This is a genomic window from Bartonella bacilliformis Ver097, assembly GCF_000709795.1.
In the GTDB taxonomy this organism is placed as follows: Bacteria; Pseudomonadota; Alphaproteobacteria; order Rhizobiales; family Rhizobiaceae; genus Bartonella; species Bartonella bacilliformis_A.
Map to the genome: position 1 here is coordinate 223,246 of NZ_KL503803.1, position 15,196 is coordinate 238,441.

13 protein-coding genes are annotated in these 15,196 nt (G+C 37.9%); 12 read left to right on the plus strand and 1 reads right to left on the minus strand.

Annotation, left to right across the window (positions count from 1 at the left end; translation table 11 throughout):
- The first annotated feature begins 7 nt into the window (after positions 1 to 7).
- Positions 8 to 394 carry an Mth938-like domain-containing protein gene (locus H710_RS03090; RefSeq protein ID WP_041849391.1) on the plus strand — a complete coding sequence of 129 codons (387 nt, stop codon included), beginning with the start codon at positions 8 to 10 and terminating at the stop codon, positions 392 to 394.
- Positions 391 to 1,251: a phytoene/squalene synthase family protein gene (locus tag H710_RS03095; protein WP_041849392.1), complete on the plus strand. Its 861-nt coding sequence runs from the start codon at positions 391 to 393 to the stop codon at positions 1,249 to 1,251. The genes H710_RS03090 and H710_RS03095 overlap by 4 nt, the downstream gene beginning before the upstream one ends.
- Positions 1,252 to 1,500: 249 nt before the next feature.
- On the opposite strand, the gene H710_RS03100 is transcribed toward H710_RS03095, so the two are convergent.
- A complete protein-coding gene (locus tag H710_RS03100) occupies positions 1,501 to 3,390 on the minus strand; it encodes a peptidyl-prolyl cis-trans isomerase (RefSeq protein WP_041849393.1) in 1,890 nt (629 codons plus the stop codon).
- Positions 3,391 to 3,582: 192 nt separating this feature from the next.
- Between H710_RS03100 and tpiA the strand changes: the two genes are divergently transcribed.
- The 10 genes from tpiA to lpdA all read left to right on the plus strand — a co-directional run bounded on the left by tpiA (position 3,583) and on the right by lpdA (position 15,134).
- The gene (gene tpiA, locus H710_RS03105; protein WP_041849504.1) at positions 3,583 to 4,347 is read left to right on the plus strand and encodes a triose-phosphate isomerase; all 765 of its coding nucleotides are present in this window, start codon (positions 3,583 to 3,585) and stop codon (positions 4,345 to 4,347) included.
- 97 nt (positions 4,348 to 4,444) lie between these two features.
- The gene (gene secG, locus H710_RS03110; RefSeq protein WP_041849394.1) at positions 4,445 to 4,900 is read left to right on the plus strand and encodes a preprotein translocase subunit SecG; all 456 of its coding nucleotides are present in this window, start codon (positions 4,445 to 4,447) and stop codon (positions 4,898 to 4,900) included.
- 116 nt (positions 4,901 to 5,016) lie between these two features.
- Positions 5,017 to 6,651: a CTP synthase gene (locus H710_RS03115; RefSeq protein ID WP_041849395.1), complete on the plus strand. Its 1,635-nt coding sequence runs from the start codon at positions 5,017 to 5,019 to the stop codon at positions 6,649 to 6,651.
- A gap of 29 nt (positions 6,652 to 6,680) precedes the next feature.
- Positions 6,681 to 7,529, plus strand: a complete 849-nt coding sequence (gene kdsA, locus H710_RS03120; RefSeq protein ID WP_041849396.1) for a 3-deoxy-8-phosphooctulonate synthase — start codon at positions 6,681 to 6,683, stop codon at positions 7,527 to 7,529.
- Positions 7,530 to 7,619: 90 nt separating this feature from the next.
- Positions 7,620 to 8,891 (plus strand): phosphopyruvate hydratase, encoded by a 1,272-nt coding sequence (gene eno / locus H710_RS03125; RefSeq protein WP_041849397.1) that lies wholly within the window; start codon positions 7,620 to 7,622, stop codon positions 8,889 to 8,891.
- 331 nt (positions 8,892 to 9,222) lie between these two features.
- Positions 9,223 to 9,552: an FtsB family cell division protein gene (locus tag H710_RS03130; RefSeq protein WP_041849398.1), complete on the plus strand. Its 330-nt coding sequence runs from the start codon at positions 9,223 to 9,225 to the stop codon at positions 9,550 to 9,552.
- Positions 9,553 to 9,748: 196 nt separating this feature from the next.
- The gene (gene pdhA / locus H710_RS03135; RefSeq protein ID WP_414946216.1) at positions 9,749 to 10,735 is read left to right on the plus strand and encodes a pyruvate dehydrogenase (acetyl-transferring) E1 component subunit alpha; all 987 of its coding nucleotides are present in this window, start codon (positions 9,749 to 9,751) and stop codon (positions 10,733 to 10,735) included.
- Between the two features lie 16 nt (positions 10,736 to 10,751).
- Entirely contained in the window at positions 10,752 to 12,116 is a 1,365-nt protein-coding gene (locus H710_RS03140) for a pyruvate dehydrogenase complex E1 component subunit beta (RefSeq protein ID WP_041849400.1), read from the plus strand.
- Positions 12,117 to 12,130: 14 nt separating this feature from the next.
- Positions 12,131 to 13,456, plus strand: coding sequence for a pyruvate dehydrogenase complex dihydrolipoamide acetyltransferase (locus tag H710_RS03145; RefSeq protein WP_041849401.1), 1,326 nt, complete (start codon positions 12,131 to 12,133; stop codon positions 13,454 to 13,456).
- Positions 13,457 to 13,673: 217 nt separating this feature from the next.
- Positions 13,674 to 15,134 (plus strand): dihydrolipoyl dehydrogenase, encoded by a 1,461-nt coding sequence (gene lpdA, locus H710_RS03150; protein WP_041849402.1) that lies wholly within the window; start codon positions 13,674 to 13,676, stop codon positions 15,132 to 15,134.
- Positions 15,135 to 15,196 lie beyond the last annotated feature (62 nt).

Sequence of the window (15,196 nt, forward strand, 5' to 3'; positions counted from 1 at the left end):
ACTTATTATGTCTTATGCAATTCAAGTGCGTGAAGCGCATTTTCCAGGGCGAGCACCTATTGATGCTTATGGAAATGGTGGTTTTCGTTTCGCCGATATGTCGCATCAAGGTTCTATTATGTGTGTACCATCAGGCGTTTATGGTATTGATATGGTAGGACCTATGCCGAGTCGGGATGATATTTCTCGCATTTTACAAGAAGCGGATGAGATTGAGATTTTTTTGATAGGCACAGGGATTGAATTATTACGTTTACCTGAAGAATTACGGGTAGTTTTATGGGAAAAGCGTATTTCAACAGATACAATGAGTACAGGAGCAGCAGTGCGCACATTTAATGTTCTTTTATCTGAAAATCGTGCAGTTGCTGCGTTGTTGTTTGCAGTAGAATGACACATTTTCTTCCTCATTGTCTCAATGTTTTACGTGCTACAGATCGTGATCGCTATATATCGGTGTTATTTGCACCTAAAAGAAAACGCAGAGCATTAGCAGCTCTTTATGCTTTTAATGCAGAAATTGCTCGTATTCGCGAAAGTGTGAGTGATCCGCTTATTGGTGAAATGCGATTACGTTGGTGGTACGATTCCATTGCTAATAGCACAGTACCAAATGATGAAAATAATCCAATTTTGAGTGATTTGCTGGAAACAATTATTCTATTTAATTTACCTAAAGAAGCTTTTTTACAGTATTGTGATGCACGGATTTTTGATCTTTACAATAACTCGATAACAAGCATTCACGATCTTGAGAGTTATTGTCATAAAACAGCAAGTAAAATTTTACAGCTTTCATGTCAGATATTGGATTTTGATTCAGCAAAAAACTTTACCGATGCCTGTGAGCATGGTGGAGTTTCTCAAGCATTAAGCGGTATATTACGTCTTTTGTCGTTAATGCAATCACGATATCAATGTTATTTTCCTTCTGATATGCTGAGAGCTCTAGGAATAAACAGAGAAGAGTTAGAGTCTAATCGTATCAACGATAAACAAAAATGTCAGATGATTGAAGCTATGGTAGCTTTATCGCGAGATCATTATCTTAAATTTTATGAATATTCCATTATTTTACCTGAAACGCTCAAACCCGCATTTCTCCCATTAGCCATTATACCATTGTCTCTTCAAACGGCATCAAAATTGGGAGCTGAAGTTTTTCAAAACGGCATAAATTTTTCATTACTTTATCGTTATTGGTTAATAACAAAAACAGCTGTTTGTAGTAATTTTCCACAATTATCATAGGGCTTTGATAACAGATCACTTACCCCGATCATATGAGAATCCTAAATTAGTTAGATCTAACATTCTTTGTGCATCAAAAAATGTTTCAGAAATCCGTTTATTGTTTTTTCGTAACCCTCAAAATTTACAAAGCAGCTAACGTTGTGTAGAAATATAATTTACCTGAGATTTTCAAGAGAGAAAAAAATTCCACTCTCTTTAATGACAGGCAAATTATTTGTTCCTTAATTTTAAAGTGGAATAAGATTTCTACTGAGATGTATTGAAGAGTTGATTGTAGTTAGATCCATTAATTGCTATAGGGTGTTCTTCATTTGCAACTTGTAGCATGCCAAATTTTAAATCCTCTTTCAGTGTCATATCCATATTTTCACGGATATCAAACGGAATAGTTTGAGCAGTTACATTTTCAGGTATAATTGATTCTGTTATTTTATAAATAATACGATTCGTTACAACCGCACCTTTTATGATGCCATAATGACCTTTCGGACCAGAAAATAATGCTTTAACTCCTTCAATGCCAAGAATGTCTGATGAATCTTGACGCCGTAAGGCTGGTGTTGTTTTCTTTTTAATACTGAGTTTAGCAGCAAGAGAATCAAGGCCTTTCCCTTCAGTAAGCTGTTTGAGAACATTGTTAGCTTTTTCATCAAGGAGTTGTTGAATTTTTGCATTTTTCCATTCAGCAATGGCCTCTTTTTCAACCTCCTCAAAAGTTTTGTCACGAGCAGGAGTGATTGCATCTACTTGATACCAGAGATAACCTCCTTCTTGAAGGGAGAGTGGATCAAGTTCAGAGCCTTCTGTTGCTTGATAAATTGCATTCAAGATAATCTCTTTTTGAAGTAAATCTGTGAGTATTCCGCCCTCAATTGTTTTGCCTTCTTTATCAATTGTGATTTGACGAAGAGATAATTTATATTGATCAGCAAGTTCTTTAAGAGAAGCACCTTCAAAACGAGCATTTTCGATTTCCGTATATTTACTGCGTAAATCGGTTATAGCACGATTTTGGGCAAGTGTTTGGCAAATGTCTTGTTCTACATCTTTAAAAGGGATGGGGCCTGAAGGTATAATCTGCGTAACACGGACGATTATAGGGCCTTGCAAGTCATTGATAACGGCACTAATTTGCCCTTGTTTAAGTTCAAAAATTTCGGATGCCAAATAATTGGGAAGCTCGCTTTTTGCTAAAGGGCCTTTTTTTATATCTTTAAGAGTCTTTTTTTCAGATTGAACGAGTTGATCAAAACTCATGCCATTGGCTATTTTTTGGGCTGCTTTATCAGCGGCTTCTCGTGTAGGGAAGCGTAATTCTTCAATGACACGTTTTTCAGGAACTGTGAAACGCGAGGCATTTTGATTGTAATAAGTCATAGCCTCATCTGCTGAGATATTTTCCAATTTTACAAAATCATTTGGGGTGATGGATAATAAAGAGATGGTGCGATATTCCGGAGCACGAAACATATTTCTATGAGTATCAAACCATTTTTGTAATGTCTCTTTATTAGGAGTAGAAATTTTTTTCTCTTTTTTTAAATCAATGACGAGATAATCGGCGGTACGTTTTTCTTCACGATGAAGGGCAAACGCTTCATAAAAGAGATTGGGTATCTTTGCTCCAGATAATGATGCTAAAATGAGTTGATTACGCTTTTCTCTTTGAGTGTAATAATTAAGAAAATGATTCTGGTTAATATTTAATTGTTGAAGATAGTTGAGAAATAAATTTCGGTTGAAATTTCCATTTGTTTGAAAAATACTATCAGAACTAATAATGTGAGCTAGCGTATCTTGTGAAAGGTTAATTTTCATTTTACGCGCTTGTTCATCAAATAGGACATCCTGCTGTAATTGATAGAAAACAAAAGCAGGGATTCTATATTGCTGAATTTCATCTGGTGAAAGCATTCGCCCTAGCTGAGAGGCAAGTGCAAGACGTAAGCTATGATCAGCAAGTGCAAGACGGTAATCATCAACAGTTATGGTAGATTTTCCAGAAGTGAGAAGATTGCTCTCATTCTTTATGTTTAATTGAGGTATACCCCACAAAAAAACAAAGCATAAAAGCAAAATGGCAAAAAAAATCTTAGTAGCCCAAGAATTTGTAGTGTTCCTTATGGAGTCAAGCATTGTTTAATTCCATCTTTTAGCACAGTTGTTGTCAAAATCATGATAAAATCCAAAACATAATAGAATCTAAAAATAATAACAAAATTTGCAATAAAGATGCATAAGATGCAAGCTTAAATACTTGCGTTCATTCTATAATTTGTTACTTAAAAGCAGTAAATCTTGTTAGGATGTTTTTTTGAGGTAAAAATTATGACTCCTAGTATTCAGCCTTTACTTGCTGGCAATTGGAAAATGAATGGAACTAGCGAATCTCTTGGAGAGTTACGTGTTATTGCTTCTGGTATTGGTTCTGATCGAGATCGTTGCTTTGAAGCGCTTGTTTGTGTTCCAGCAACACTTTTGTCGCGTGCTTCTGATGTATTAAATGATGGAAATATTTTTTTAGGGGGGCAAGATTGTCATTTTAATGATAGTGGTTCTCATACTGGAGATATTTCGGCATATATGCTTAAAGAAGCAGGAGCAAGTCATGTCATTCTTGGACATTCAGAGCGTCGTATAGATTATCGTGAAAGTGATACAATTGTCTGTGCTAAAGTGAAAGCTGCATGGCGGGCAGGTCTTGTGGCTCTGATTTGTATCGGTGAAACATTAGAAGAGCGTGAAAATAACACAGTGTTGGATGTGCTTGCACAGCAACTTAGAGGATCCGTGCCAGCGGGAGCAATGGATCACAATACCGTTATTGCTTATGAACCGAGATGGGCTATAGGTACAGGGAAGACACCTACTTCAGAAGATATTGCACAAGTGCATGGTTTTATTCGTAAAGAGGTCAGCCATCGTTTTGGTGATGAGGGGTGCAAAATACGTTTGCTTTATGGTGGATCAGTCAAACCATCCAATGCATCTGAGCTTTTGAAAACGACTCACGTTAATGGTGCTCTGATTGGTGGAGCAAGCTTAAAAGCAACTGATTTTTTAACTATTTGCGACATTTATCGTAAATTATAAAAAAGAATTATGTTATGTTACCTCTTGGATTATGTGTAATTTATGTGTAAGTAATTTGTATGTAAACAACAGTGTGTGGTTATAAAGAGCGGAGCTTATGCAAACAGTTCTAATTGTTATTCATTTTTTAATCGTCATTATTTTAGTGGGGGGTGTGTTGATTCAACCTTCAGAGGGTGGTGGACTCGGTGTTGGTGGTGGCTCAGGATTTATGAGCACTCGTGGGACTAAAAATACATTGACACGTTTAACGGCTATCTTAGCAATTTGTTTTTTTGTAACCTCTATTGCTCTTGTCGTTGTTGGCAATATATCAAATTCTAGTTTGGAGATTCTCAATCGTATTCCGGTTAATTCAGAACAGAATTCAACAAATAAAAATGCACCAGAGGGTGTGCTTTCACCTGGTAATGGAACTCAGCCTTCCATTCTTGAACAATTAGGTGGTGCTTCAACTTTTTCTCGAGAACAGAAAGGTTCAGCTGATTCAGCGACTGACAATCCAATTCCACCGCCGGTTAAAAGTCTAAATTCTGATAGTAAAACAAGGTAATAGTTTAAGAATCGCTTTCATGTTTCCAATATGAAAGCGATTCTTATTTTTTAAAAGTAATTTTTATGCATTTTTTGCTGGAAAAATTTTCATAAATTGCTTATCACTACAATCCCATGGCACGTTATGTTTTTATTACTGGTGGTGTGGTTTCTTCTCTAGGAAAAGGAATTGCAGCGGCGGCTTTAGCTGCGTTATTACAGGCTCGCGGATATCATGTGCGAATCCGCAAGCTTGATCCCTATTTGAATGTTGATCCAGGCACGATGTCACCTTATCAGCACGGTGAGGTGTTTGTGACTGATGATGGTTCAGAAACAGATCTTGATCTTGGTCATTATGAGCGTTTTACTGGATGTTCTGCTAATCGCCACGATAGTATTACAACAGGGTGTATTTATCGTAATATTATTGAGAGAGAACGACGCGGTGATTATTTAGGAGCAACAGTTCAGGTTATCCCTCATGTTACTGATGAAATTAAAAATTTTATTACCACAGGCAATGAAGAATTCGATTTTGTTTTATGCGAAATAGGTGGAACAGTTGGTGACATTGAAGCAATGCCTTTTCTTGAAGCGATTCGTCAGCTTCATAATGAATTGCCAAGGCAAAGCGTTGTTTATATGCATCTTACGTTGATGCCTTATATTTCTTCTGCAGGAGAATTAAAAACGAAACCAACACAGCACTCTGTTAAAGAATTACAATCAGTTGGTATTGCTCCAGATATTTTGTTAGTGCGTGCGGATCGACCTATTCCAGAATCAGAGCGGTGTAAATTGTCGCTTTTTTGTAATGTTCGTCCTAGTGCAGTCATTCAAGCATTAGATGTTTCAACAATTTATGATGTTCCTATGGCCTATCATAAAGAAGGTTTGGATTCAGAAATTCTCTCTGCTTTTGGAATTGATTCAGCGCCTGAACCGAAAATGGACCGTTGGGAAGATATTGCATATCGGATTCACCATCCGGAAGGAGAGATCACGATTGCTATTGTTGGAAAATACACAGGCTTAAAAGATGCTTATAAATCACTTATTGAAGCAGTTGCACACGGTGGCTTAGCCAACAAAGTAAAAGTGAATATTGAATGGATTGAGGCGGAGATTTTTGAAAAAGAAGATCCTGCGCTTTTTTTACAAAAAGTTCATGGGATTTTAGTGCCTGGAGCTTTTGGAGTGCGTGGCGCAGAAGGTAAAATTCAAGCAATTCAGTTTGCTCGGAATCATAAAATACCTTTTTTGGGTATTTGTTTGGGAATGCAATTGGCTTGTATCGAGGCAGTGCGTAATCTTGCAGGGATTAAGAATGCTTCATCAAGTGAGTTTTGCGAAACAAAAGATTCTGTTGTTGGTTTGATGGCTGAATGGCTTAAAGGAGATGTTTTTGAAAAACGTACAGCATCTGGAAATTTGGGGGGGACAATGCGTCTTGGTGCTTTTGTAGCTCAATTAAAAAAAGATAGTCATATCTCCAAAATTTATGGGACAACCAGTATTTGTGAGCGGCATCGTCATCGTTATGAAGTGAATATTCATTATAAAGATATATTGGAACGATTTGGATTTGTTTTTTCTGGTATGTCTCCAGATGGTGTTCTGCCTGAGGCAATAGAATATACTCATCATCCATGGTTTATTGGTGTTCAGTATCATCCAGAATTGAAGTCACGTCCATTTGATCCGCATCCGCTTTTTTCTTCTTTCATTGCGGCTACAGTGGAACAAAGTAGGTTGTTTAGTGTATAGATTTATTGTCTTAGTTTTTGGGGAATAAAATGTCTCAACCAAATGTTTCCGTTAAGGTTGGAAATGTTGTTTTTTCTAATAAAGCACCTCTATCTTTAATTGTGGGACCTTGTCAGATAGAAAGTCGGGATCATGCTTTTGAAATGGCAGGTCGAATTAAAATCATCGCTGATCAAGCAGGTATCGGTTTCGTTTATAAATCCAGTTACGATAAAGCTAATAGAACATCTCTAAGTGCAGCACGTGGTATTGGCCTTGAAAAAGCAATAGCTATTTTTGCTGATCTTAAGAAGGAATTTGGATTTCCAATATTGACTGATGTACATACTGAAGAACAATGCAGAGCTGTTTCTTCAGTTGTGGATGTATTGCAAATACCAGCTTTTTTATGCCGTCAAACAGATCTTCTCGTAGCAGCAGCTAAAACGGGGTGTGTTATCAATATTAAAAAAGGCCAATTTTTAGCTCCTTGGGATATGGATAATGTCTTAAAAAAAGTAACACAAAGCGGTAACCCTGATGTTATGCTTTGTGAGCGTGGCACTTCATTTGGCTATAATCGTCTTGTTTCTGATATGCGTTCATTATCGATTATGAGCTCGTTTGGCGCACCTGTTATTTTTGATGCAACACATTCTGTTCAAGAGCCAGGTGGCAAAGGGGATTCATCTGGTGGACAACGTCAGTTTGTTGAAGTATTAGCACGTGCAGCTGTTGCTGTTGGTGTTGCAGGTGTTTTTCTTGAAACACATCAAGATCCTGATAATGCACCGTCTGACGGTGCTAATATGATCGAGATTGATAATTTACAGAGATTGATTGAGATTTTGATGGATTTTGATCGTTTGACGAAAAATGAATTAAATATACATGTATAGAAGGTATCCTATGTTATGGTGTTTTACAATTAATCAAGACCTCTGCTAGATGATGGGGCTTACATAATTAACAGAGCTAATGGGATTTGCATGACAAGAATTGTAGATATAATTGGGCGTGAGGTACTTGATAGCCGTGGAAATCCAACTGTAGAAGTTGATGTTTATCTAGAAAATGGTTTTTTTGGTCGTTCTGCTGTTCCTTCAGGAGCATCAATAGGTGCGCATGAAGCTGTAGAACTTCGCGATGGTGATAAGCGCTATCAAGGCAAAGGCGTTGAGAAAGCGGTTGCTGCAATTAATGGCGAAATTTTTGAAGAACTTGGTGGAAGAGATGTAAGGAATCAATTAGCTATTGATCAAGCAATGATTGCTTTAGATGGAACATCCAACAAAGAACGCCTTGGTGCCAATGCTATTTTGGGTGTTTCATTGGCTGTTGCAAAGGCAGCAGCAAAATCATTTGATCTGCCTTTGTATCGTTATATTGGTGGTACACAAGCGCATCTCCTTCCGACGCCTATGATGAATATTATTAATGGTGGTGTTCACGCTGATAACTCAATCGATTTTCAAGAATTTATGATTATTCCGGTGGGAGCACTTACTTTTAAAGAGGCAGTTCGCTACGGTGCTGAAATTTTTCATACATTAAAAAAACATTTGCAGGATGCAGGTTACAATACCAATGTTGGTGATGAAGGTGGATTTGCACCTAATCTTAAAAGTGCTGAGCAAGCAATTGATTTGATTATGGAATCAATAACTTCATGTGGATATAAACCAGGTGAACAAGTCGCTATTGGTTTGGATTGTGCATCAACAGAATTTTATAAAAATGGTTCATATGTTTATGAAGGTGAAGGTAAATGTCGTGATGTACAAGAACAAGTAGAATATTTAGCTTATCTTGTTGATTCTTATCCTATTATTACAATTGAAGATGGAATGGCTGAGGATGATTGGACAGGTTGGAAGCTGCTTACTCAGGCGGTCGGAAATAAATGTCAACTTGTTGGTGATGATTTATTTGTGACAAATTCAGCCCGTTTGCGTAATGGTATCAGAATAGGTGCTGCTAATTCTATTCTTATTAAAGTCAATCAGATTGGCACGTTAAGTGAAACGCTTGATGCTATAGAAATAGCTCATAAGGCAGGTTATCGCGCCATTATATCTCATCGTTCAGGCGAAACAGAAGATTCTTTTATTGCAGATCTTGCTGTTGCGACGAATTGTGGGCAAATTAAGACTGGTTCACTTGCACGTTCAGATAGATTAGCAAAATATAATCAGCTTATTCGTATTGAGGAAATGCTAGGGACACAGGCTCGTTATGAAGGCAATTGGCATCATCGATAGCTGTTAGAAAAGATATTATATCTTTCAGTTACTTTGATAGATTTTCAAATTTGTTTTCTTTGTCAATGGATTCATCAATGATTTTTGAGAAATTTTTTATAGCGAGTAAAAGTGAAAAAAATGATACAAATCGATTAAGAATTATTGATTATTTCAATTTCTACAAATTTTACATAAGAATAGAATTTTCAACTTTTTGTTTTGGTAAGTGAAGCTTAAACTGTAAAAAAGACTAATTATCGATCACATTTGGTTATTATTTTGGTAATGAGGTATTAATCAAAGTGATATATCGTTAGATATAAAATATTTTACAAACCCGGCTATCAATATGTGGACGAAGCAAAAACGTAGATCAATCAAAACGCGCTTTATATTGCCCGTTATGACGGTTTGGGTTGTAAGCTATTTCAGCTATCATATTTATCATGGTGAATATGGATTGCACGCACGCGATAAAATTAATCAACATATTATCGAATTGAAAGAGGAACTTCATCAAATAGAAGTTGAGCGAGCGTTTATCGAAAACCGTATTTCTCTTTTGCGTGAGGGGCATATTGAAAAGGATATGCTTGATGAATATGTGCGAGAAAATTTAAATTTTTCTAAACCGAATGAATTAACAATTTTAGTTTCTCCTAAGGGGAGTAAAAATTAATTAGAAATCGATTAAACTAAAAAAATATTTTACAATAAGTCTCCTGATAGTATCGTTTGAGCTGATTTATAATGCTTGTAACTTTTGTTCGTAGGGGTTATTTACGGATCATCATCGAAGGGAGTTAAGTATGGCAGAACGAATCAAAAAAAATTCTGCATCGGTTGAGAATGCTGCATTATTAAATACTGCTAAGATGGTATGTAGGACAGCGCAAATAGCCCATTTTACGAAAGAAGAGGAAATCAATGCTTATCGTGAAATGCTTTTGATTCGCCGTTTCGAGGAAAAAGCAGGCCAATTGTATGGTATGGGCCTTATTGGTGGGTTTTGCCATCTTTATATTGGACAGGAAGCTGTTGTTACAGGCACATTAAAGGCAACAAAAGAAGGTGATCAAATCATTACATCTTATCGTGACCATGGCCATATGTTAGCGGCTGGTATGAGTCCGCGTGGGGTTATGGCAGAGTTAACAGGACGTCGAGGTGGTTTTTCCAAAGGGAAAGGGGGCTCGATGCATATGTTTTCTAAAGAAAAGGATTTTTACGGTGGACATGGTATCGTTGGTGCACAGGTTTCACTTGGCACAGGTCTAGCCTTTTCGAATCAATATCTTAAAAAAGATAATGTGGCATTAGTTTATTTTGGTGATGGTGCTGCAAATCAAGGGCAGGTCTATGAAAGTTTTAACATGGCCTCACTTTGGAAGCTTCCTGTCGTCTATGTTATTGAGAATAATCAGTATGCTATGGGGACTTCTGTTGTGCGTTCAGCAGCAGGAGCGGATTTTTCTCGTCGTGGTCTTTCTTTTGAAATTCCAGGTATTGCTGTTGATGGTATGGATGTTCGTGCGGTAAAAGGAGCTGCTGATGAAGCAATTGGTTGGGCTCGTTTAGGTAAAGGGCCGATTATTCTTGATATACAGACTTACCGTTATCGTGGTCATTCCATGTCTGATCCAGCAAAATATCGGTCTAAGGATGAAGTAGAAAAAGTCAAAACAGAGCATGATCCAATTGATCAAGTAAAAAATCGAATTATTAAACAAGGTTGGGCAAGTGAAGACGATTTGAAATCTATTGATAAAGAGGTGCGTGCAGTTGTTGCTGATGCAGCAGATTTTGCACAAAATGATCAAGAGCCAGATGCTTTTGAGCTCTATACTGACATTCTTGTTTAAAACGAGGGGATAAGGTATGTCCATTGATATTTTAATGCCAGCACTTTCACCAACGATGGAAGAAGGTAAATTGTCTAAATGGCTTAAGAAAGAGAGTGATCAAGTTAACTCTGGTGATGCAATTGCTGAAATTGAAACCGATAAAGCAATAATGGAAGTAGAGGCCGTTGATGAGGGTATTCTTGGCAAAATTTTGATTTCTGAAGGAACTGAAGGAGTGAAAGTTAACACTCCCATTGCAGTTTTATTAGAAGAAGGAGAAACTGCTGAAAATATTTTGCAAGTGATGACATCTTTTAAAAAGCCACAAAAGGATTTTTCTTCTCTTTCTTCATTGGTTCCTGTGTCCCCTGTTTTTGATATAGCTGATGATCCCGATATTCCTGTAGGTACTGAAATGGTTATGATGACAGTTCGTGAAGCACTTAATCAAGCTATGGCTGAAGAAATGCGGCGAGATGACTTGGTCTTCTTGATGGGGGAAGAAGTTGCAGAATATCAAGGTGCTTATAAAGTAAGCCAAGGTTTATTGGAAGAATTTGGTGGGCGCCGAGTTATTGATACACCAATAACAGAGCACGGTTTTGCAGGATTGGGTATCGGTGCTGCATTTGCTGGTTTGCGTCCCATTATTGAGTTTATGACGTTCAATTTTGCTATGCAGGCAATAGACCAAATTATTAATTCAGCAGCAAAAACGCGTTATATGTCTGGTGGACAGATGTCTGTTCCTATTGTTTTCCGTGGTCCTAATGGTGCTGCTGCGCGTGTTGGCGCTCAGCATTCACAGTGTTATGCTGCATGGTATAGTCATGTACCAGGTCTTAAGGTGGTTATGCCTTATAGTGCTGCAGATGCAAAAGGTTTGTTAAAGGCTGCTATCCGTGATGATAATCCTGTTATTTTTCTTGAAAATGAGATTATCTACGGCCATCAATTTGAAGTTCCCAAGATAGACGACTTTGTTTTGCCTATTGGTAAAGCACGTATTCACAAATCTGGTAAAGATGTAACAATTGTGGCTTGTGGAATTGGGATGCATTATGCAATTCAGGCGCTACCAGAGATTGAAAAACTTGGTATTGACGTTGAATTGATAGATTTGCGTACTGTTCGTCCAATGGATCTGCCAACAATTCTTACATCAGTTAAAAAAACTGGCCGGTTGGTAACGATTGAAGAGGGGTATCCTCAGTCGTCTGTTGGTACTGAAATAGCAACGCGTGTTATGCAACAGGCTTTTGATTATCTTGATGCACCAGTTGCTACAATTGCTGGGAAAGATGTTCCAATGCCTTATGCAGCAAATCTTGAAAAATTAGCTTTGCCAAATATTGCTGAAATTGTTGAAGCCGTTAAAGCTGTAACTTATAAAACATAACGGAGGAAGACACTATGCCCATTAAGATCACGATGCCTGCGCTTTCTCCTACAATGGAAGAAGGAAATTTATCAAAATGGAATATCAAAGAGGGTGATAAAGTTTCTCCTGGTGATGTTATCGCTGAGATTGAAACAGATAAAGCGACGATGGAAGTAGAAGCCATTGATGAAGGGACAGTCGCTAAAATCGTTGTTCCTGCTGGAACACAAGGGGTTAAAGTCAATGCTTTGATCGTTATCTTAGCAGAGGAAGGTGAAAATTTAGCTGAGGCAGTAAAGGCTGCAGAAGAAGATGTCGCTCTTTCAGGGAAAAAATCAAAAGTTACAAAACAAGTAGAAGCAAAAGAAGAATTGGTTGCTGATGCATCACTGGCTCAGCAATTTATACAAAGAGATGGAGACAATACACGTCTTTTTGCCTCTCCTTTGGCGCGGCGGTTAGCAGCTGAATCAGATTTCGATTTATCGGTTATTTCTGGAACTGGTCCTCATGGGCGTATTATTAAGCGTGATGTAGAGAAAGCTCTGAGTGGTGGTGCCTTAAGAGATTCTTGTTCATCATCGGTCAATCGACCAATCGCTAAAGGTGCTTCTGGTGAACAGGTGATGAAATTATTTAAAGAGAGTGAATATACATTTGCATCTCATAACAATATACGGAAGACAATAGCCAAACGTTTAGTTGAATCAAAAAGTACGATACCGCATTTCTACGTAACTGTGAACTGTGAACTTGATGCGCTATTAAAGCTGCGTGCAGAGCTTAATGCCATTGCTCCAATGGTTACAATGCAAGAAAATATGAACCCTGCTTATAAGCTGTCAGTCAATGATATGGTTATTAAAGCTGTTGCTCTCTCTTTAAGGGCGTTACCTGATGCTAATGTATCATGGCTTGAAGATGGGATGCTTTATCATAAACACTGTGATGTTGGTGTTGCTGTTTCTATTCCCAATGGGTTAATTACACCAATTATTCGCCATGCAGAAGAAAAGTCGTTGCCAGTTATTTCTAATGAGATGAAAGATTTTGCAACGCGTGCACGTGCAAATAAGTTAAAACCAGAGGAATATCAAGGGGGAACAACAGCCATATCAAATATGGGGATGTATGGCGTAAAAGATTTTTCTGCTATTATTAATCCTCCGCATGCAACAATTTTCGCGATTGGTGCAGGTGAGCAATGTGCAGTTGTTAAGAATGGTGCATTAGCAATAGCAACAGTGATGTCGGTCACACTTTCAGTTGATCATCGTGCTGTTGATGGTGCATTAGCAGCAGAGCTTGCTCATACTTTTAAGAAGCTGATTGAAAATCCGCTATCAATATTAGTTTAGATTTTGTTGGTGCGCTTTACATCACTGTATGTGATGGCAAGACAGGAGTGATGACGCAGGGGAAGTATAGATTTTAATTTTTAGTGGTGGCTTTGCGGCTTCTTTTGATTTAACCAGATTGTTTAGAACTGAATACATGAGAAAGTTCATCATGTTCATTTTGGTCTTAGGCTTGGGTAGGTAGCATCCGTTTTTATATATCCACGGAGGGATTATTATGGCAAATCTTTACGATGTAATTGTAGTTGGTTCAGGGCCAGGTGGTTACGTGACAGCAATTCGTGCAGCACAATGTGGTTTTAAGACTGCGATCGTTGAGCGTGAACATTTGGGCGGAATTTGCTTAAATTGGGGTTGTATTCCAACAAAAGCGCTTTTGCGGTCAGCAGAAATTAAACATTTTTCTGAACATGCCAAAGATTATGGGCTCAAGCTTAATGGTTCAATTGAAGCAAATGTTAAAGATGTTGTCACACGTTCACGTGGAGTTTCTGCTCGTTTAAATGCTGGTGTCGGTTTTTTAATGAAAAAAAATAAAATTGATATTATTTGGGGTGAAGCAAAATTAACCAAAGGAGTCAAAGGTAACCAGCCTGCGGAGATTTTGGTTTCTCCATTATCCAAAAAAATTATGCAACCGCAAAATCCGATACCTAAAGGGACATTGGGTGAAGGTGTATATCAAGCAAAGCATGTGATTATTGCAACGGGTGCGCGTCCACGTGCTATTCCTGGTATTGAACCAGATGGAAAGCTGATTTGGACTTATTTTGAGGCTATGATACCACAAGTGATACCGAAGAAACTTTTGATTATGGGATCTGGAGCGATCGGCATTGAATTTGCTTCCTTTTATCATGATATGGGGGCTGAAGTGACTGTTGTTGAAATGATGCCTAACATTATGCCTGTTGAGGATATTGAAATTTCGATATTTGCGCGTAAACAGTTAGAAAAAAGAGGTATCCGCATTATAACTGAAGCAAAAGTAACGAAGGTTGAAAAAGCCTCTGATTCTGTTACAGCGCATATTGATGTTAAGGGTAAGACACAAACAATGATTGTTGATCGCTTAATTTCAGCTGTTGGGGTGCAAGGGAATATTGAAAATCTTGGTTTAGAAGCTTTGAGTGTTAAAACTGATCGTGGAAGCATCATAACGAATGAGTGGAGCTGGACAGGCGTAGAGGGTATTTATGCGATTGGGGATGTTGCTGGCCCTCCTATGTTGGCCCATAAGGCAGAAGAGGAAGGTGTAACATGTATTGAACATATTGCAGGTTTGAAAAGTGCTCATCCACTTGATAAAGGGAAAATTCCAGGATGTACATATTGCATGCCACAAGTTGCTTCTGTAGGCCTTTCAGAGGCGAAGGCAAAAGAGGCAGGTTATGATATACGCGTTGGTCGTTATTCTTTCTCTGCTAATGGTAAGGCGATTGCTTTGGGTGAAGATCAGGGATTAGTTAAAACCATTTTTGATAAAAGAACGGGACAGCTTCTAGGTGCACATATGGTAGGAGCGGAGGTAACAGAGCTCATTCAAGGTTTTGTTATTGCTATGAACCTTGAAACAACCGAAGAGGAATTGATGCATACTGTTTTTCCGCATCCAACGTTATCAGAAATGATGAAAGAAAGTGTATTGGATGCTTATGGTCAGGTTTTAAATGCTTGATATCTGGATTGTATGAAAAATCTTTCTCTTTATGATTTTTCATCAACCTTCCTTATTTAAAA